20 protein-coding genes are annotated in these 17,465 nt (G+C 61.0%); 11 read left to right on the top strand and 9 right to left on the bottom strand.

Features of this window, described 5'->3' with window-relative positions; genetic code table 11:
- Window positions 1–61: 61 nt before the first annotated feature.
- Window positions 62–1,585 carry a histidine--tRNA ligase gene (gene hisS / locus C7U61_RS03555; protein WP_106996723.1) on the bottom strand — a complete coding sequence of 508 codons (1,524 nt, stop codon included), beginning with the start codon at window positions 1,583–1,585 and terminating at the stop codon, window positions 62–64.
- A 165-nt stretch (window positions 1,586–1,750) separates the two neighbouring features.
- On the opposite strand from hisS, the gene C7U61_RS03550 reads away from it, so the two are divergent.
- The 4 genes from C7U61_RS03550 to C7U61_RS03535 all read left to right on the top strand — a co-directional run bounded on the left by C7U61_RS03550 (window position 1,751) and on the right by C7U61_RS03535 (window position 3,127).
- Window positions 1,751–1,978: a DUF6290 family protein gene (locus C7U61_RS03550; RefSeq protein WP_106996935.1), complete on the top strand. Its 228-nt coding sequence runs from the start codon at window positions 1,751–1,753 to the stop codon at window positions 1,976–1,978.
- Complete coding sequence (locus C7U61_RS03545; protein WP_106996722.1) at window positions 1,962–2,231, top strand: type II toxin-antitoxin system RelE/ParE family toxin; 270 nt, start codon at window positions 1,962–1,964, stop codon at window positions 2,229–2,231. The genes C7U61_RS03550 and C7U61_RS03545 overlap by 17 nt, the downstream gene beginning before the upstream one ends.
- Before the next feature lie 75 nt (window positions 2,232–2,306).
- Complete coding sequence (locus C7U61_RS03540) at window positions 2,307–2,684, top strand: hypothetical protein (RefSeq protein WP_106996721.1); 378 nt, start codon at window positions 2,307–2,309, stop codon at window positions 2,682–2,684.
- Between the two features lie 95 nt (window positions 2,685–2,779).
- On the top strand, window positions 2,780–3,127 hold the full coding sequence (locus tag C7U61_RS03535) for a DUF305 domain-containing protein (protein ID WP_181315785.1): 348 nt from the start codon (window positions 2,780–2,782) through the stop codon (window positions 3,125–3,127).
- 38 nt (window positions 3,128–3,165) lie between these two features.
- Here the strand turns inward: C7U61_RS03535 and C7U61_RS03530 are convergent, their stop codons facing one another.
- Complete coding sequence (locus tag C7U61_RS03530; RefSeq protein WP_245410726.1) at window positions 3,166–4,050, bottom strand: LysR family transcriptional regulator; 885 nt, start codon at window positions 4,048–4,050, stop codon at window positions 3,166–3,168.
- Window positions 4,051–4,134: 84 nt separating this feature from the next.
- Between C7U61_RS03530 and C7U61_RS03525 the strand changes: the two genes are divergently transcribed.
- A complete protein-coding gene (locus tag C7U61_RS03525; RefSeq protein ID WP_106996719.1) occupies window positions 4,135–4,431 on the top strand; it encodes a YciI family protein in 297 nt (98 codons plus the stop codon).
- Window positions 4,432–4,451: 20 nt separating this feature from the next.
- Here C7U61_RS03525 and C7U61_RS03520 read toward each other — a convergent pair whose 3' ends face one another.
- Window positions 4,452–5,351: a LysR family transcriptional regulator gene (locus C7U61_RS03520; protein WP_106996718.1), complete on the bottom strand. Its 900-nt coding sequence runs from the start codon at window positions 5,349–5,351 to the stop codon at window positions 4,452–4,454.
- A gap of 110 nt (window positions 5,352–5,461) precedes the next feature.
- Between C7U61_RS03520 and C7U61_RS03515 the strand changes: the two genes are divergently transcribed.
- Entirely contained in the window at window positions 5,462–6,487 is a 1,026-nt protein-coding gene (locus tag C7U61_RS03515; protein ID WP_106996717.1) for an NAD(P)-dependent alcohol dehydrogenase, read from the top strand.
- 48 nt (window positions 6,488–6,535) lie between these two features.
- Here C7U61_RS03515 and C7U61_RS03510 read toward each other — a convergent pair whose 3' ends face one another.
- A complete protein-coding gene (locus C7U61_RS03510) occupies window positions 6,536–7,588 on the bottom strand; it encodes an aldo/keto reductase (RefSeq protein ID WP_106996716.1) in 1,053 nt (350 codons plus the stop codon).
- Window positions 7,589–7,890: 302 nt separating this feature from the next.
- Here C7U61_RS03510 and C7U61_RS03505 point away from each other — a divergent pair, with 302 nt between their 5' ends.
- A complete protein-coding gene (locus C7U61_RS03505) occupies window positions 7,891–8,595 on the top strand; it encodes an HAD family hydrolase (RefSeq protein WP_106996933.1) in 705 nt (234 codons plus the stop codon).
- Window positions 8,596–8,598: 3 nt separating this feature from the next.
- Here C7U61_RS03505 and C7U61_RS03500 read toward each other — a convergent pair whose 3' ends face one another.
- Both C7U61_RS03500 and C7U61_RS03495 read right to left on the bottom strand, forming a co-directional pair.
- On the bottom strand, window positions 8,599–9,093 hold the full coding sequence (locus C7U61_RS03500; protein ID WP_106996932.1) for a hypothetical protein: 495 nt from the start codon (window positions 9,091–9,093) through the stop codon (window positions 8,599–8,601).
- 29 nt (window positions 9,094–9,122) lie between these two features.
- Window positions 9,123–9,752, bottom strand: coding sequence for a DNA-3-methyladenine glycosylase I (locus C7U61_RS03495; protein ID WP_106996715.1), 630 nt, complete (start codon window positions 9,750–9,752; stop codon window positions 9,123–9,125).
- A 300-nt stretch (window positions 9,753–10,052) separates the two neighbouring features.
- Between C7U61_RS03495 and C7U61_RS03490 the strand changes: the two genes are divergently transcribed.
- The 4 genes from C7U61_RS03490 (at window position 10,053) to C7U61_RS03475 (ending at window position 13,161) form a co-directional block, all read left to right on the top strand.
- On the top strand, window positions 10,053–10,835 hold the full coding sequence (locus C7U61_RS03490) for a L,D-transpeptidase (protein ID WP_106996714.1): 783 nt from the start codon (window positions 10,053–10,055) through the stop codon (window positions 10,833–10,835).
- 231 nt (window positions 10,836–11,066) lie between these two features.
- Window positions 11,067–11,753, top strand: coding sequence for a L,D-transpeptidase (locus tag C7U61_RS03485; RefSeq protein WP_181315784.1), 687 nt, complete (start codon window positions 11,067–11,069; stop codon window positions 11,751–11,753).
- Window positions 11,754–12,065: 312 nt separating this feature from the next.
- Complete coding sequence (locus C7U61_RS03480; RefSeq protein ID WP_106996712.1) at window positions 12,066–12,737, top strand: porin family protein; 672 nt, start codon at window positions 12,066–12,068, stop codon at window positions 12,735–12,737.
- 64 nt (window positions 12,738–12,801) lie between these two features.
- The gene (locus tag C7U61_RS03475) at window positions 12,802–13,161 is read left to right on the top strand and encodes a hypothetical protein (protein ID WP_245410725.1); all 360 of its coding nucleotides are present in this window, start codon (window positions 12,802–12,804) and stop codon (window positions 13,159–13,161) included.
- On the opposite strand, the gene glcF is transcribed toward C7U61_RS03475, so the two are convergent.
- From glcF to C7U61_RS03455, 3 genes are all read right to left on the bottom strand, one after another.
- Complete coding sequence (gene glcF / locus C7U61_RS03470; protein WP_106996711.1) at window positions 13,158–14,477, bottom strand: glycolate oxidase subunit GlcF; 1,320 nt, start codon at window positions 14,475–14,477, stop codon at window positions 13,158–13,160. The genes C7U61_RS03475 and glcF overlap by 4 nt on opposite strands.
- A 233-nt stretch (window positions 14,478–14,710) precedes the next feature.
- Entirely contained in the window at window positions 14,711–15,910 is a 1,200-nt protein-coding gene (locus tag C7U61_RS03460) for an FAD-binding protein (protein WP_106996709.1), read from the bottom strand.
- A complete protein-coding gene (locus C7U61_RS03455; protein ID WP_106996708.1) occupies window positions 15,907–17,346 on the bottom strand; it encodes an FAD-linked oxidase C-terminal domain-containing protein in 1,440 nt (479 codons plus the stop codon). Before C7U61_RS03455 ends, C7U61_RS03460 begins: the two co-directional genes overlap by 4 nt.
- Window positions 17,347–17,465 lie beyond the last annotated feature (119 nt).

The raw sequence follows: 17,465 nt of genomic DNA, 5'->3' as shown, positions 1-17,465 counted from the left end.
CGAACCTTCGGGCCACCTTCTCCCCGAGGGGAGAAGGTGAAAACGAAACTGCCCGACCCGCTCAGACATTGCCGAGTGCCCTCTTTCGGTCTTCCGCCTGTGCCGCCAAGATCGCTTTGACCTTCTCGATCAGTTCGGCTTCCGGCACGGTTTCCTGCGCCACCCGAGCTTCTCGCCAGCTTGCATTGTCCTCGATCTCGCCGGAAAGGCGCTTGCCCTCGATCAGATCCTTGATCTGCACCACGCCCTGGGCACGCTCGTCGCCGCCCTGAATGATGGCGATCGGGCAGCCGCGGCGATCGGCATATTTCAGCTGGTTACCAAACTTCTTCCAGTTACCCTGGAACATCTCGGCGCGGATGCCGGCGGCGCGCAGCTGCTGCGTGAAGCGCTGGTAGCGTCCCATGGCATCGACATCGCCGTCCATGACGGTGACGAGCACGGGCTCGATCACCTCGTCCGTGCCGAGCTTGCCGAGGTTCTTCAGCGCCGTCATCAGGCGCGACACGCCGATGGAAAAGCCGGTGGCCGGCACCGGCTGGCCCATGAAGCGCGAGACGAGCCCGTCATAACGGCCGCCGCCACCCACCGAGCCGAAGACGACCTTCTCGCCCTTCTCGTTGGTGACGTCGAACAGCAGTTCGGCCTCATAGACGGGGCCAGTGTAATATTCGAGCCCGCGCACGACGGAGGGATCGATCTTGATACGATCCGACTGATAGCCCGCGCTGGTGACGAGGCTGCCGATGAAATTCAGTTCCTCGACGCCTTCCCCGCCTTTGGACGTGCCGGCGACGAGCTCGGCAAGCTGGACAGCACTTTCGACATAGTTCTTGATACCGACAAAGAAGAGCACTTTGTCGATCTGGCCTTGGTCAAGACCGGCACCCTTGGTGAAATCGCCGGACTCGTCCTTGCGGCCGGCGCCGAGCAGCAGCGCCACGCCTTCCGGGCCGAACTTGTCGAGCTTGTCGATGGCGCGCAGCACGTTCAGGCGCTGAGCGGCCTTGTCATCACCACCGAGGCCGATGGCTTCCAGCACACCATCGAGAACCTTGCGGTTGTTGACGCGGATCACATAGTCTCCACGCTTGATGCCCAAGGCCTCCAGCGTGTCGGCCATCATCATGCACATCTCGGCATCCGCCTGCACGCCCGGCGCGCCGACGGTATCGGCGTCGAACTGCATGAACTGGCGGAAGCGGCCGGGCCCTGGCTTCTCGTTGCGGAAGACGTAGCCGGCGCGATAGGTACGGTAGGGAAGCTGAATCTCGTTGAAATTCTCGGCGACATGACGGGCGAGCGGCGCCGTCAGATCATAGCGCAGCGACATCCACTGCTCATCGTCATCCTGAAGCGAGAACACGCCCTCATTCGGCCGGTCGCTATCGGGCAGGAACTTGCCGAGCGCATCGGTATATTCGAACAGCGGCGTTTCGACGGGATCGAAACCATAATGCTCGTAAACTGCCCGGATCTTGGAGGTCATCTCGTTGACGGCGCGAATGTCGCTGGCCGAACGATCGACAAAGCCACGCGGCAGGCGGGCCTTGAGCTTCTGCGGTTTCTTTTGTTTGTCGCTCATCTCTAGGGTAATCCGGTATGGGAACAGTCGCGGTTAACTAGCGGATTGGGCGGAATGCGGCAAGGATTGTTATAAGTTAGCGGCCGACAAACGATGGATGACAGATGGACAAGAAAGATCTATATTTGGGATACATGCATCCCAATTCCTACCCAGGCCACCTTGATGAGCAAACAAACCGCCATCCGTCTGCCGGATGAAACCTATGAGCGCCTGCAGGCGCTGGCCGAGCGAACGGGCCGGACTGCAACCTTCTACATTCGTCAAGCCGTTGAGGCGCACTTGGACGAAATGGAAGACGTATATTTAGCAGAACGCGCCATGGAGCGGATTAAGAACGGTGAAGACGAGGTCGTAAGCTCCGAGGAATTCTGGCGTGGCCTGGACGATTGAGTATGCGCGATCTGCTCGCAAATTCGTCGAAAAACTCAATCTCGAGACACGTAAGAGAATAAGGAGCTTTCTCGAGGAACGTCTCGTCACCTTGCATGATCGCCGCCAAGTTGGCGATGCTCTGCAGGGCGCGCGATTGGGAAATTATTGGCGTTATCGGGTCGGCGATTACCGAATTATCTGCGACCTGCAGGATAGCCGCTTGGTCGTGCTCGTTATCGAAATCGGGAACCGCCGCGATGTTTATCGTTAGGCACAATTTTGGATTCGGAACAATAATGAAAAACCCCGGGTTGGCGCCTGCCTTACTTCCTCCTATATTGATTACATGCGTTTCCTTGCCGTCCTGACAATGATAGTTGCCTGGCTGCTCTACGGCGCCATGCCGGCACTGGCGAACTGTCCTATCTGCGATTCCGCCATCGCAAGGCCCGCCGCATCGACCATGAGCATGCACGGGAGCATGGCCGATATGCCTGGCATGGCCGGCCATGGTGACATGGCGCAGCATCAGGAAAAGAAGCCGAAGAACCCTTGCGCCGGCGGCATGGCCCATGTCGCATCCTGTTCTGCCTGCCTTGCCCTAATGCCGACGCTTATGGAGGAAGACGGCGGACCCGCCATCTCCTATCCAGCGCCTGCACCCGGCCAACCTCTTGCCGATTCGCGTCGGCAACCGACGGCACCCCCTCCTCGTCTCATCTGACGATCATCTGTATCAACCAACGAGCGGCCATCCGCTCAAATCCAGATACCGTCCCGGAAACGGAGAGAATAGCTATGTCCACCTCAAAATCACTGATGCTTGCCGGCGCATTCGTCCTTGCCATTACCCTTCCTGCCTCTGCAGACGATATGAAGGGCATGGATATGAGCAAGCCGATGGGAGACCAAGGCGCTTCCAGCAAGGCGTTTGACGATGCCATGGGCAAGATGCACAAGGACATGATGATCCGCTACAGCGGCGATGCGGATGCAGATTTCGTCCGCGGCATGATCCCGCATCATCAGGGCGCGATCGACATGGCCAAGATCGAGCTGAAATACGGAAAAGACCCCGAACTGCGCAAAATGGCGGAAGGCATCATTACCGCGCAGGAAGCCGAGATCAAGGAAATGAAAGCCTGGCTGAAGAAGCACGGCAAGTAATTCATCTCATCATGGGAGGCGGCATCCGGCCGCCTCTCTCACCGCTCCGGATGCGGACGGCGGAAGATCCCATCCAACCAACCGGAAACGGCGCGAATGCGCACGAGCGGACGAAGCTCGGCATGCATCAGCAGCCACATCTCTCGCACCGGCAGATTGCTGTCGCCACTATCGACGCGGCAAAGACCTCCCGCATTCTCGGCCAGGATTTTCGGCAGCAGTCCGCGCCCTAATCCTGCAGTCGCCGCCTGCAGCAGAGCCTCGGCATCGTTGACCGCAAGCTGGCTGGAACGACCCGACTTTTCTGCCTGTGCGGCAATCCAGCGAGCATGCGGCAGATGCGCCATTGACTCTTCATAGATGATCCAAGGCAAATCTTCCGCGTGCCTCTCCTGCCCGGCAGCGACATAGACGGCATAGTCCAGCGTCGCGATCCGTCTGGCGACGACTTTGCCATTTGTCATATCGGTAGGTCTTGCGAAGCGCAGTGCCATGTCCGCCTCGCGTCGGGTCAGATTGAGATTTCTGGAATCGCCGATGAGTTCCAATTGCAGGCCGGAATGTTGCGCCAGCAGACCGGGCAGCGAGGGGATCAACAGCCGGCCGATGAAGGAAGGTGCCGCCGTGAGGCGTACCTTACCGAGCGCCATGGGATCTGCTGCATCCAACGCGCCCGACAGCGCCATGACTTCGGCCTCGATCGTCTCGGCCTTCGCCAACGCGATCTCGCCCGCCAGCGTCGGCAATAGGGTGCTACCTCCATCGCGCGAAAACAGTGTCGTGCCGAAGCGTTTCTCCAGAATGCGCAGGCGGCGGCCGACCGTCGTCGCATCCGTGTCGAGCGCCCTTCCGGCAGCGGCAAGGGATCCACCCCGCGCGAGCGCCAGAACATGGCGCAGGTCATTCCAATCGATGTCGTGCAATTTTGCAGCTCCCAATGGCAAACTTACCGCATGCATCAGCATTATTGCAGCAATAGACTGGAGATATCTAGCAAGGAGATAACGATGACCCTGTTCGCAGTCCTGTTCGAGGACGATCCACAAAACGCCGCCGCGATCCGCAAGGAGTATTTGCCGCGCCACATCGCCTTCCTGGAGGCGAATGCCGCTTCCATCAGGACGGCCGGACCACTCAGCCGGGAGAGCGACGCTTTTGCGGGCGGGCTCTGGCTTGTCGAAGCGGAAACCGCCGATGCCGTCGATCGTCTGATGAAGGACGATCCATTCTGGGCGGCAGGCCTGCGCAAATCCGTTAAGGTCTTTAGTTGGAACCGGGTATTTGCGGAGGGGGCGCTTCTTTAAGCGGAGGCCTCGTCACATGCTCAATCCATGACGTCAGGCAGCCGCGCAGCCAGCAGATCGATGACCATCCGCATCTTCAGTGAAAGCTGCGGCACCTGCGGCCAGACGGCATAGACGTTGACGGGCCGGCTGGAGACATTGAGCACCGGCGTGAGCTTGCCCGCGTGCACATAGCCCCGTACGAGCCAGCAGGGCAGCCAGGCAATACCCATTCCGGCGGCAGCCGCATCCGCAATGACCTCCAGATCATCGAGACGCAACCGCGTCTGCGGAAAATAATCGACGGCCGTGCCGTCGTCCCGCAGGAAGGTCCATCTCTTGGCTTCCCCCGATCTCGCATAGACGACGAGATCGTGGCTATCGAGGTCGGCAATGGCCTGCGGCGTGCCTCTGGCCGCAAGATAATCAGGCGAGGCACATAGCGTCATGCGATGAAAGGCGATCTTGCGGGCGGCAAGGCCGGCCTCGTCCCGCAACACGCCATTGCGAATGGCGAGATCGAAACCTTCGTCAAACAAATCGACCACACGATCGCTGAAGGAAAGGTCCAGTTCAAGCTTGGGGTGAATACGCGCCAGCTCCAGCAGCAGCGGCGCGGCGCAGCGGCGACCGAAGAGCACCGGCATCGAGATGCGCAGACGTCCGGTAACCTCGCGCTTGCCCGATTCCAGCATGGCCTCGCCGGACTGTATCTCGTCCAGCGCCCGGCGGCAGCGCTCGTAAAAGGCCTGTCCCTCATCCGTGAGGCTCTGCATGCGGGTGGTACGGTGAAACAGACGCACGTTCAGCCGTCTCTCCAGCTTGGCGATGGTCTTGCCGATCGCCGAGCGCGAGAGATTCATGCGCGCCGCCGCTGCCGAAAAGCCGCCGGCTTCGACCGCCTCCACGAATTCCGGAATGCCGCTGAGTATGTCATTCATGATAATTGCTTCCTGAAGGGAACCAGTAAGCGGAAATAATATCGCCACTGTCGACTAGAAAGCAACGATATGCTGCGTCCATTGCTTCCAATTCCTCTCAGGAGATCATGATGACGAAGACCATGAAGCGCTGGACTCTCGATACGATTGCCGTCGGCGCTCCCTTGAACCTCACAGAAACCGCAATTCCCTCGCCCGCGCGGGGCGAAGTGCTGGTGCGGGTGAAGGCCGTTTCTCTGAATTATCGCGACAAGCTCGTCCGCGAGACCGGCATGGGACTGCCGATCCAATTTCCCTTCGTACCGGCGTCCGATATGGCGGGCGTCATCGAAGCGGTGGGAGACGGCGTGACCAGATTCTCCGCGGGCGATCCGGTCATTTCGACCTTCCATCCCGGCTGGATCGACGGCAAGCCGCTCGGCGACGCCCGCACACCGCCCTACAAGACGCTCGGCGGCTTCTATCCCGGTGTGCTCTCGGAATATATCGCCATGCCGGAGGACTGGTTCGTCTCTGCACCGACGAGCCTCGACTATGCCGAGGCAAGCACCTTGCCCTGCGCCGGTCTAACGGCGTGGTTCGCGCTGGTCGAGCGCGGCAAGATCAAGCCCGGTGACAGTGTGCTGGTGCAGGGAACGGGCGGTGTGGCGCTGTTCGGGCTGCAAATCGCCGCAGCCCAGGGCGCCGAGGTCTTCGTAACCTCCTCAGGACAGGAAAAGCTCGAGCGGGCCAGGGCCTTGGGCGCTCGTCATGGCATCGACCGCAGCAAAAGCGATTGGGTGGAAGAAGCCTATCGCCTCACCAACGATCGCGGTATCGACCATATCATCGAAATCGCCGGGGGGCCGAATTTCGGCCAGTCGCTCAAGGCGGTGGCGCCTCATGGCCGGATTTCCGTCATCGGTGTCCTTGAGGGCTTCGACATATCCGGTCCGGTGGCACCGTTGCTGCTGAAGTCGCCGACGGTGCAGGGCATCGGTGTCGGCCACCGCCGCTCGCTAGAAGATTTTGTCCGTGCGGTCGACGGCATCGGCCTGAAGCCGGTCATCGACCATCGCTATGCTCTCGACAAGGTACCGGCCGCTTTCGATCACCTCGATCGCGGCCCCTTCGGCAAGATCGTCATCGAACTTTGACGTGGAGCCGGGCCGCCGCGAAAAGCTGCGGCCCGGCTTTGCATGATATCACCCCTTCGGCTCGAAGGGTTGGGGCACGCGCTGGGCGCTCTGGCGTGCGAGCATCCAGCCGGGATATTCGGGTGCAAGCGCGCTGACGTCATCGAGCTTCGCCATATCGTCGGCATCGAGCTTCAGCTTGACGGCCGCCAGGTTCTGATCCAGCTGATCGAGACGCTTCGCGCCAATGATGATGCTGGTGACGAAGGGCTTCGCCAATATCCAGGCAAGCGCCACCGTGGCGACGCTGGAGCCGTGCTTCTCCGCCACTTCGCGCATGGCGGCAACGCAGGCCCAGGCGCGGTCCTTTTCGACAGGCGGGAAATCGAAGCTCGCACGCCGCCCCTCGCCATTGCCTGGCGCACCAGGGCCATATTTGCCGGACAGAAGACCGCCGGCCAGCGGCGACCAGACCATGAGCCCGAGCTTTTCTTCCGACATCAGCGGCAGGATCTCCCGCTCGAGATCACGGCCGGCGATGGAATAATAGGCCTGCACCGTCTCGAAGCGGGCAAAGCCGCGGCGTTCGGAAATGCCGAGCGCCTTGGCGATGCGCCAGGCCTGCCAGTTGGATACGCCAACATAGCGGACGAGACCGCGCGAAACGAGATCGTCCAGCGCCCGCAGTGTCTCGTCGATAGGGGTCACCGTGTCGGTGGCATGGATCTGATAGAGATCGATGTGATCCGTCTGGAGACGGTCGAGGCTTGCCTGCACCGAGTCCATGATATGACCGCGGGAGGCGCCGCGATCGTTCGGCTTATCGCCCATGACGCCATAGACCTTGGTGGCGATGACGACATCCTTGCGAGCAACGCCGAGGTTCTTCAAGGCCTGACCGAGCAGCTTTTCGGAATTGCCGAAGGAATAGACGTCGGCGGTGTCGATGAAATTGACGCCAGCGGCAAGCGAGCCTTCGACGATCTTGTCGGCCAGCGCCTGGTCGACATCGGCGATCGAACCCCAAAGGCTGTTGTTGGGATTGGCTTCGCCGAAGGTCATCGTGCCCAGGCAGAGTTCGGAGACGAAGAGGCCGGTATTGCCCAGTTGGTTGTAACGCATAGGAGAATTCCCTTGTGGTCAGCCGGAAGACGCTTCCGACCGGTGAATACTTATCTTTGAGCTATGAATTGGCCTCGGCACGGCAGCCGCTGTCGGCGTTGCCCCGGGGAGGTCATAGGACGGTCGTCAACGCCGGGCTCTGGCTCCGCAGCGATCGAGACAACAAAGACATAATGCACCGGAAACCGATTTCAACGCGAGACCTCGGGCCGATCACGATGCGTTACCCGCACTTGCTCTTGCGTCCGGCCGGGCACGGATTAGATTCCGGTTTCATATTCATGCGCAAAACGGACATACCGATGACGCAACGCCCCTTGACCACGATCGGCTTCGACGCCGACGACACGCTCTGGCAGAACGAACAGTTCTATCGGCTGACGGAACTGCAGTTTACCGAGCTACTCGCCGATCACGCCGCAAGCGACGTCATTGCCGCACGGCTATTGGAGGCTGAAAAGCGCAATCTCCGCCACTACGGTTTCGGCATAAAGGGCTTCACCCTCTCGATGATCGAGACGGCCATCGAGATCACGGAAGGCGAAGTGCCGGCGACCGTCATCGCGCAAATTCTCGATATCGGCCGCGATCTTCTCGCCCATCCCGTCGAAACACTGCCGCATGTGCGCCAGACGCTGGAGGCCCTGACGGGAAAATATCTTCTGGTGCTGATTACCAAGGGCGATCTTTTCGATCAGGAGCGCAAGCTTGCGCAATCCGGGCTCGGCGATCTCTTCGACGCCGTCGAAATCGTCTCGGACAAGACCGCCTCTACCTATCGCCGCATTTTTTCCAAGGTGGGCGATGGACCCGAGCGAGCCATGATGATCGGCAACTCGCTGAAATCGGACATCGTGCCGGCGCTTGCCGCCGGCAGCTACGGCGTCTTCGTGCCGCACGAGCTTACATGGTCGTTCGAGCATGTCGAGGAACCCACAGACGCGCCGCGTTTCCGCAAGATCGGCCATCTCGGCGAGCTGCCCGGTGTGATCGAAGCGTTGCAGTAATCCTTACTGCCCCTGCTTCGAACGCGGGGGAAACAGCATCGGTCCCTGATCCTTCTGCTGATCGGCCGGCGCCTGCTGCGCGGCCGGCGGATTGGGATCGATGAGGATCTCGTAAGGAGCCCCGAGACCGCGCCGGCGCGTGACGCGCGAATAATAGGGCTTGATCAGCCAGGTCGTGTCTTCGTTGACCGTCACGTCGGCGGTGTTGCCGTCTTCGTCCGTGCCGAAGAAGGATTCGTCCTCGCTCGACGAGAGATCGAAGATCGCCATATAGGCATATTTGCTCTTCGAGCTGAAGGTGATCCGCACGTGCTGCCCCTTCTTCAGCGGCAGCATGTAGACCTTGCCCTTGCCGAATTTCGTCCAGCCCGTCAGCCTCTCGAGGACGGCCGGCAGGGCGATCTTCTCGAGCTTTTCGCCGCGGTCGAGCTGGGGCAGCTGCTGTTGCTGCGTATCGCTTTGAGCATGGGCCGCCGCGGCGCCAGACACCGCGAGCATCGTCAGCGAAAGACCGAGAAGCGCAGCTTTCACGGCCGCACCAATGCGCAGCGCATTGCCTCCACCTCTTTCCGGCAATAGCAGCCTTCGATGTGATCGTTGACCAAGCCCATGGCCTGCATGAAAGCATAAACTGTAGTCGGGCCGACAAAGGTCCAGCCGCGTTTCTTCAAATCCTTCGAAATCCGCACCGAAGCCGCCGTCGTCGGATTGGCGCGCAGATGGGCCAGATCGAAGACTTCGGGGCGCTCCGAGGCGTCCGGTTCGTGGCTCCAGAAATAGCGGGCGAGCGAACCGAATTCGTCGCGCAGCTCAATGGCGCGGCGAGCATTGTTGATGGTGGAGACGATCTTGCCGCGATGGCGGATGATGCCGGCATCGGCGAGGCAGCGCTCGATATCGGCTTCGCCAAACCTGGCGACTTTCTCGAAATCGAAGCCAGCGAAAGCGGCGCGAAAATTCTCGCGCTTGCGCAGGATCGTCAGCCAGGACAGGCCCGACTGGAAGCCTTCGAGGCAGATCTTCTCGAACAACCTGATATCGTCGACGACAGGCCGGCCCCATTCCTGGTCGTGATAGCGCTGGTATTCCGGCAGATTGCCGTGCCAGAAGCAGCGGTCCTTGCCATCTTCGCCGGTGATGATGCCTGTCTCGGCCATTTTGCGATTCGTCCCTATTTTCAGCAGGCGCTACCGGAAACCGGTAAGCAACTATCGGATAAAACCAGATCGATCAAATGCTTAAACTCATAGGCTGATTTCGGCGGCCGCGCATTCCGATTCATGATTTACCATTTGCAAACCATCTTTCAAAACCAGGCGGTAACCCTGACAAAGCTTTATCGGCTTCGCGGCATTTTGATGAATAGATGTTTACCATTCGCTCGCGTGCAAGTGGCACCATGAATTCGACCGGGTGCGTTGCGCCCCTCCTCGGCCCATATGTAGAGAGTTTGTCCGATGATGAAACATGCCGTTCTGTGTGCCGCCGGCGTCTTAAGCCTGCTTGCCTCCACCGCGTACGCCGACGACCGCTATCAGTCGCGCCCGCCCGTCATCGTCAGTCCCGATCTGACCGCCCCCTGGGTGATGCAGCTCGGCGGCGGCAATGTGCAGCCGGTCGTCTATCCCCGCCCAATGGCGCGACGTGCAGTCGATTCCAGCATGGAGCAGCAGGCAAATCCGCAGATGCGCCAGGTCGTGCAGCCTCGCGGTCTGTTTGCGCGCCCGGCCGTGCAGCAGGTCGCCATGGCCCGCCCGCAATATCCGTCGGTCCGCGGCCAGATCGATCCGCAGTTCCTGCCGCAGGTCGTCGACTACCAGACCAAGGAAAAACCCGGCAGCATCGTCATCGATACCAACAACCGCTTTCTCTATCTGGTGATGGATGGCGGTAAGGCGCGGCGCTACGGCGTCGGCGTCGGCAAGCCGGGCTTCGAATGGGCCGGTGCCCACACCGTAACCCGCAAGCAGGAATGGCCGGATTGGACGCCGCCCGCCGAAATGATCTCCCGTGAAGCCGCCAAGGGCCATTATCTGCCGGCGCACATGGAGGGCGGCGAAGGCAATCCGCTCGGCGCCCGCGCCATGTATCTCGGCTCCACCCTTTATCGCATCCATGGCACCAACGCCCCCTGGACGATCGGCAGTGCCGTCTCCTCCGGCTGCATCCGGCTTCGCAACGAAGATGTCATCGATCTCTACAACCGCGTGAAGGTCGGCACCCGAGTCGTCGTCATGTAGCCTCAAATGAGGCTACAGCCTGTGCGGCGGTACTGCTCTATCGAAGGGGATGTATTCGCCACAACGGAGAGCCCTCCACTATAGTTCAGACTATAGTCTGGCGCACGATAGAAGAACGGGCTGTTTTTCCACTCCCGTTCTCCCCATCGGCTATTTTGATCTTGATCCCGTCCTCGGTTCCGGTAGTTTCCTAGCGAATTCAACGAGGGGAATGCCATTATGAAAGCAGCATTGTCGATCGTGACGACAGGTGTCGTTGCGGCGTGTCTTTTTGCAGCATCGAACGCAGCAGCCTTCACCGCTTCAGCACCCGTTACTGCGCCGGTCGCCCGCACCGATGTAGTCCGCGTCGCGATGGAACCGCAGGGGCAGGTGAAGCCGCAGTTTCAGCGGCGCATGGTGCGGCTGGCGACGAACGAGGCTCCAGGCACCGTCATTGTCGACACCAACAACAAATATCTCTACCTCGTCGAAGGCAATAACCGCGCAAGACGCTATGGCATCGGCGTCGGCCGCGATGGTTTCGGCTGGTCGGGCGTCGTGAAGGTCGGGCGCAAGGCGGAGTGGCCCGGCTGGACGCCGCCGCCGGAAATGATCGTGCGCGAAGCCAAGAAGGGCCACAAACTGCCGCCCTATCAGGAAGGCGGCGAGGACAATCCGCTCGGCGCGCGCGCCATGTATCTCTATCGCAATGGCAACGACACCGCCTTCCGCATCCACGGCACCAACCAGCCCTGGAGCATCGGCCTCAACATGTCGTCCGGCTGCATCCGCATGATGAACAAGGACGTGATCGATCTCTACGACCGCGTTCCGGTCGGCACCAAGGTCATCGTCGTCGGCCCCGGCAACAAGCAGGGCGAAGTCAGCTATCAGGATCGCGGCGTCGATGTGCTGAGAACCCTGTTCGGCGGTTGAAAAAGCCGCCTGTCTACCTCTCCCGAATCAGGCATCGGTATAGCGCGCGCTCCGAACGATGGCATGCCTTTTATGCGAGATCGGGGCGCTCGTGTCACTTGCAATAGCTTATTGGCTGCAGGCCCGGGTAAGGACACTGTTGCACCAGTGTTACAGCCGGGCATTTATCGTGCCGCGTCGCTGAAAAGCGGGCCGTCATCTTCAGTTTAGCGTCAGTTTTCCCTCCTAAGCCACATTTGCCTACCCGTGACTGCAATAGAAGTGTCACGGAAGCGCGTTTAGATAGCGCACCTTGCCATCCGGGGATCTCACATGCATCGTGCATTTCGCATCAAGCAGCCGGCACTTGCCGCCCTTGCGACTTCCGCATTCATATTTGCCGCAAGCTCTGCCTCGGCGGAGATGCAATTTTCCGCGTATGGCGGCATACAGGCCGCAACCGGCAGCAATGTGACCACATCGGACGGCGCCGATTTCGATCCGAACTGGTCGGGCAAGTCCTTCAAGATGCCACCCTATTTCGGCTTCCGCGGCATCTGGTGGCTTGATGAACTCGACAAGCCGAACTGGGGCGTGTCGCTCGACTACACCCATGCGAAGGTCTATGGCGATCTCGGCAATACGCCCGGCTGGTCGCATTTCGAGTTCACCGACGGCCTGAACATGCTGACGCTGAACGCGCTCTACCGCTTTCAGGACCCCAGCCGCAACTGGACGCCCTATGTCGGCCTCGGCGCCGGGATCAACGTGCCGCACGTCGAAGTCACGCGCGCATCGGGCACGACCTTCGACTACCAGTTCGGCGGCGCTTCGCTTCAGGCGCAGGCCGGCGTCAGCTACCAGTTCGCCAAGCACTGGTCGACCTTTGTCGAATACAAGGGCAACTACAATTTCGTGAACAACGTCTCGATCGACAGCGGCGATACGCTGAAGACGAGGGTTTTCACCCACGCTCTCGACTTCGGCGTCTCGTTCAACTTCTGACCCTCCTCAGGCTGAAGTCGCAATCGATCCCTCAAACCGGTTCAGGCTTGGGGGATCCTGTGCTATGTTCCAGCACATGAGCTTTTCCTATTACAGATGCGACTGGATCCATCCGGAAAGCGAGGAGCCGGTCATCGTTTATTACGAGGTTGACATCACCGGCGATGTTCCCCGGCTGATCGACGTGTTTGCCGATGGTCGCCGGCAATGCATGTCGGTTGCCGATGTTTCCGGTCGCGAACATGAGATGCAACGCATCACCAGCCTGGTCGAAGGCTCGTTTTACGACGGAATAGCCGGCCTCGCGGACGGCATGTTCTTCGAGGAAGGCCAGGATCGCATCAGCATGACGCGCATCGCTGCCGACAGATTCGAAGGCGAATGGCAGGCACACCGTCTGCCGACGCCAGACAAGCTGCATTAGGCGGCCGCCGGCTGCAGGCCCCTCAGTTTCGCGGGCATTTCGCCGCCATAGGCCCAATCCAGCAGTTCCACCGTATGCAAAATGGGAATTGCCGTTCCCGTGGCGATCTGCGTGATGCAGCCGATATTGCCCGTCGCGATGATGTCGGCTTTCGTCGCCTCGATATTCCGGACCTTGCGTGCCTTCAGCTCGGCCGAGATCTCCGGCTGCATGATGTTGTAGGTGCCGGCTGAGCCGCAGCACAGATGCCCTTCCGCCGGGTCACGCACCGTAAAGCCCGCGGCTTTCAGCAGGAGCTTCGGCGCCATGGTGATCTTCTGCCCGTGCTGCATGGAGCAGGCGGAATGATAGGCGACGGTGATGCCGCGCGGCATATGCGATGGCAAATCGAGGCTTGTAAGATATTCGGTGATGTCCTTGGCGAGCGCCGAAACCCGGGCGGCCTTTTCGGCATAGACCGGATCGAGGCGCAGCATGTGGCCGTAGTCCTTGATCGTCGTGCCGCAGCCGGACGCGGTGATGATGATGGCGTCGAGCCCTCCGGCCTCGATCTCGCCTATCCAGACATCGACATTGGCGCGGGCGGCGGCAAGCGCCTGTTCCTCACGCCCCATATGGTGGACCAGTGAACCGCAGCAGACCTCCCCCTCCGGCACGACGACCTCGACGCCGAGACGCGTCAGCAGACGGATGGTGGCTGCGTTGATTTCCGGATCGAGCACCGGCTGGGCGCAACCGGTCAGGATCGCCACGCGACCGCGCCTCTCGTCCTGCGGTGCATGCAACCCCGGCCTCGCAAGAGGCGATGGCGCGGGAATGCTGCGCGGCGCAAGATCCAGCATGGCGGCGAAAGCCTTCAAGGCCGGAACGCGCTTCAACAGCCCCTTGAACGGCCGGCCGAGGCTTGCAAGCCGCAAGGCCAGTCGGAACCGGCCGGGATAGGGCAAGACGGCTGCCAGCATATTGCGGGTCAGCCGATCCATCAGTGGGCGCTTATAGGTGTTTTCGACATGAACACGGGCATGATCAATCAGGTGCATATAATCGACGCCGGAGGGACAGGTCGTCGTGCAGGCGAGACAGGAAAGGCAGCGGTCGATATGGGTCACCACCTCGGCATCGGCGGGCCGGCCGTTTTCCAGCATATCCTTGATGAGGTAAATGCGGCCGCGCGGGCTGTCGAGCTCGTTGCCGAGCGTCACATAGGTCGGACAGGTGGCGGTGCAGAAGCCACAATGCACACATTTGCGCAGGATCGCTTCGGACTCGGCTACATGCGGATCGGCAAGCTGTTCGGGCGTGAAATTGGTTTGCATTTACACGTGTCCCCGTTCGAGCAAGATCGTGCCCCTCATCCGGCCTCCTGAGCTTTTGCCGAAGGGCGGCCACCTTCTCCCCGTATCAACAGGGAGAAGGGCATAGACGCACTCTCCGTCATTCCTCAATCTCTCTCGAGCCGATAAGGCGCCACAAATGAGGTCGTTCCCTCTCCCCGCCTGCGGGGAGAGGGTTAGGGTGAGGGGCAATCGTAGAAAAGACTCCATCCGCATCACCCCATCTTCCCTGGATTGAAAATCCCCGCCGGATCGAATTTTTCCTTTATGCGCGCAGACAGCAGCGCCACGGACTCCGGCTGCGGCTGGAAGGCCGCCGTCGTGGCGCGATGGGCTGGGGTGGCGCGCATCAGGGTGGCGTGCCCGCCGCCAAGCGCATGAATGTAGCGCCTGAGCATATCGCCCTCCGGCTCGGCTTCCATGCGCATCCAGACGAGCCCGCCCTGCCAATCATAATAGGCATCCACGCCCTCCTCCAGGCGAAGGGCCGCGACAAGTCGGTGGCCGATGCCGGGAGCGACCGAGACGCGCCAGACAGGACGGGAGGTGCCATCGGCGTAGGGCTTCACATTGCGAATCTCGCGCCAGAGCCGGCGGCTGTCATCCTCTTCGAGACGCTTCACCGGCCCGAGCCGGCCCATGGCAGCCGCAAGCTTTTCACCGCGGACCGCGACAGAGCGGGGAAGACCTTCGATGCGCAGCACCGTCGCCTCGCCTTGCGGCAGCCTGCCGTCGAGAAAGGACCAGGCGACGGTCAAGGGCAGATGAGCGGCGCCCGAGACTTCGAGCGGCAGAGCCATGGCCGCAGCCATGGCGTTTGCGGCTTCCGCATCGTTGATGCCGGAAAGGACGATCGTCTCCTCCGTCTTCGGCTTCGGCGGCACGCGGAACGTTACCTCGGTCAAAAGGCCGAGGGTGCCGTGTGATCCGGCCATCAGCTTGACCAGATCGAGGCCGGTGACATTCTTCATCACCCTCCCGCCGGCCTTGACGATCTCGCCCTTGCCATTGACGAAGCGGACGCCAAGCAGGCTGTCGCGCGCCGCGCCGCTGACGAAACGGCGCGGGCCGGAGACATTGGCGGCGAAAACGCCGCCGATCGTCGGCTCGCCTTCCGTCGTCATCAGTGGCCTGTGATCCATGGGCTCGAAGGCCATCATCTGACCGGCTTCGGCAAGAGCGGCCTCGATCTCGGCGGCCGGCGTGCCGGCGCGGGCCGTCATCACCATCTCACCCGGATTGTAGGCGACGATGCCGGCAAGATCGCGGGATGAGAGTACCGCTTCGGACACGACTGCATTGCCGAAGCCGGATCGCGTATTGCCGCCGACGATTGCAAGGGCCGCGCCGCGCGCGGCATGATCACCGATGATGGAAGCCGCTTCCTCCTCGGTTCTCGGAAGAAATTCAGTCATGCGGCGTTGCGCCCTTCGAGTGGGAAGACCTTGGAGGGATTGAGGATCCAGCCGGGGTCGAAAGCTGCGCGAACCGACATCATCTGGGCAAGATCGACATCGGCATATTGATGCCGCATCAGGTCGCGTTTCTCGATGCCGACGCCATGCTCGCCGGTGAGACAGCCGCCGGCATCGACACAGAGCCGCAGGATGTCGTTGCCGGCCGCTTCGGCCTTGGCGGCGTCTTCGGGGTCGTTGGCATTGAAGAGAATCAACGGATGCATGTTGCCATCGCCGGCATGGAAAACATTGGCGACGCGCAGACCGTAGCCGTCGACGATCTCGCTTGTCTTCTTCAGCACATAGGAGAGCTGGCTGAGCGGCACGGTGCCATCCATGCAGATATAGTCGGCGATGCGCCCTGTAGCGCCGAAGGCTGACTTCCGGCCTTTCCAGATCAGGGCCGCTTCCGTTGCCGACTGGCATTCGCGCACGGTCTTGACCCTGTGAGCGCGGGCGATGGCAACGATGCTCGCAAGCATATCGTCCATTTCCGCTTCGGAGCCTTCGACCTCGACGATCAGCAGAGCCTCGACGTCAAGCGGATAACCGGCCTTGGCAAAGGCTTCGCAGATCTCGATCGCCGGCTTGTCCATGAATTCGATCGCGACCGGCACGATACCGGCGGCGATCACATCTGCGACGCAGGCGCCTGCTTCTTCGGAGCTGTCGAAACCGAAGAGCACCGGCCGGGCGCCTTCCGGCTTGGCGATGAGCCGTACCGTCGCCTCGGTAACGATGCCAAGCTGGCCTTCGGAGCCGCAGACGAGGCCGAGCAGATCGTAGCCAGGCGCATCCAGCGCCTTCCCGCCGAGATCGATGACGGTGCCGTCGGTCAGCACCAGCTTGACGCCGAGCAGATTGTTGGTCGTGACGCCGTATTTCAGACAATGCGCGCCGCCGGAATTCATGCCGATATTGCCGCCGATGGTGCAGGCAAGCTGCGAACTCGGATCGGGCGCATAGAAGAAACCGTCGGCCGATACGCTTTCGGAAACATGCAGGTTCGTCACTCCCGCCTGCACCGTCGCCGTGCGGTTGGCATAATCGATATCGAGGATGCGGTTCATCTTGGAGAGGCCGAGGACGACCGCATCTTCCTGCGGGATGGCACCGCCCGACAGCGACGTGCCAGCACCGCGCGGCACGACGGGAATGCCGTAGCGATGGCAATATTTCATGACGGCCGCCACTTCCGCCGTCGAGCGGGGCAGAGCGACGGCGAGCGGCAGGCGGCGATAGGACACGAAGGCATCGGTTTCGAAAGGCACGAGCTCACGCTGCTCGTGAATCAGGCATTCCGGCGCCAGGAGATCGGCGAGATCGGCAACGATCGCGCTGCGGCGCGCCAGAACATCCGCACGCGGCTCCAGAAATGAAATGGCCTCGGCCATGCCGTCCTCCTCCTGCATCCTTGCACGGATACAGCCCTTTTAGCGCATTATAGGCTTAGCGCTTTCCCAAGTTTGGAGCAAATGATAAGCACTTATTCCAAAACAGGAAATAATTCTGC

It is taken from the genome of Rhizobium sp. JAB6, assembly GCF_003024605.1.
Classification (GTDB): domain Bacteria; phylum Pseudomonadota; class Alphaproteobacteria; order Rhizobiales; family Rhizobiaceae; genus Rhizobium.
The sequence above is the reverse complement of the archived record's forward strand: the minus strand, read 5'-3'. Positions and strand labels throughout refer to the sequence as shown.

Excerpts from the sequence above, each read along its gene's own strand:
- hisS (WP_106996723.1), bottom strand. The coding sequence starts at position 1,585 with ATGAGCGACAAACAAAAGAAACCGCAGAAGCTCAAGGCCCGCCTGCCG.
- C7U61_RS03550 (WP_106996935.1), top strand. The coding sequence starts at position 1,751 with ATGAGCAAACAAACCGCCATCCGTCTGCCGGATGAAACCTATGAGCGC.
- C7U61_RS03540 (WP_106996721.1), top strand. The coding sequence starts at position 2,307 with ATGCGTTTCCTTGCCGTCCTGACAATGATAGTTGCCTGGCTGCTCTAC.
- C7U61_RS03535 (WP_181315785.1), top strand. The coding sequence starts at position 2,780 with ATGCTTGCCGGCGCATTCGTCCTTGCCATTACCCTTCCTGCCTCTGCA.
- C7U61_RS03525 (WP_106996719.1), top strand. The coding sequence starts at position 4,135 with ATGACCCTGTTCGCAGTCCTGTTCGAGGACGATCCACAAAACGCCGCC.
- C7U61_RS03520 (WP_106996718.1), bottom strand. The coding sequence starts at position 5,351 with ATGAATGACATACTCAGCGGCATTCCGGAATTCGTGGAGGCGGTCGAA.
- C7U61_RS03515 (WP_106996717.1), top strand. The coding sequence starts at position 5,462 with ATGACGAAGACCATGAAGCGCTGGACTCTCGATACGATTGCCGTCGGC.
- C7U61_RS03510 (WP_106996716.1), bottom strand. The coding sequence starts at position 7,588 with ATGCGTTACAACCAACTGGGCAATACCGGCCTCTTCGTCTCCGAACTC.
- C7U61_RS03505 (WP_106996933.1), top strand. The coding sequence starts at position 7,891 with ATGACGCAACGCCCCTTGACCACGATCGGCTTCGACGCCGACGACACG.
- C7U61_RS03500 (WP_106996932.1), bottom strand. The coding sequence starts at position 9,093 with ATGCTCGCGGTGTCTGGCGCCGCGGCGGCCCATGCTCAAAGCGATACG.
- C7U61_RS03495 (WP_106996715.1), bottom strand. The coding sequence starts at position 9,752 with ATGGCCGAGACAGGCATCATCACCGGCGAAGATGGCAAGGACCGCTGC.
- C7U61_RS03490 (WP_106996714.1), top strand. The coding sequence starts at position 10,053 with ATGATGAAACATGCCGTTCTGTGTGCCGCCGGCGTCTTAAGCCTGCTT.
- C7U61_RS03480 (WP_106996712.1), top strand. The coding sequence starts at position 12,066 with ATGCATCGTGCATTTCGCATCAAGCAGCCGGCACTTGCCGCCCTTGCG.
- C7U61_RS03475 (WP_245410725.1), top strand. The coding sequence starts at position 12,802 with ATGTTCCAGCACATGAGCTTTTCCTATTACAGATGCGACTGGATCCAT.
- glcF (WP_106996711.1), bottom strand. The coding sequence starts at position 14,477 with ATGCAAACCAATTTCACGCCCGAACAGCTTGCCGATCCGCATGTAGCC.
- C7U61_RS03460 (WP_106996709.1), bottom strand. The coding sequence starts at position 15,910 with ATGACTGAATTTCTTCCGAGAACCGAGGAGGAAGCGGCTTCCATCATC.
- C7U61_RS03455 (WP_106996708.1), bottom strand. The coding sequence starts at position 17,346 with ATGGCCGAGGCCATTTCATTTCTGGAGCCGCGTGCGGATGTTCTGGCG.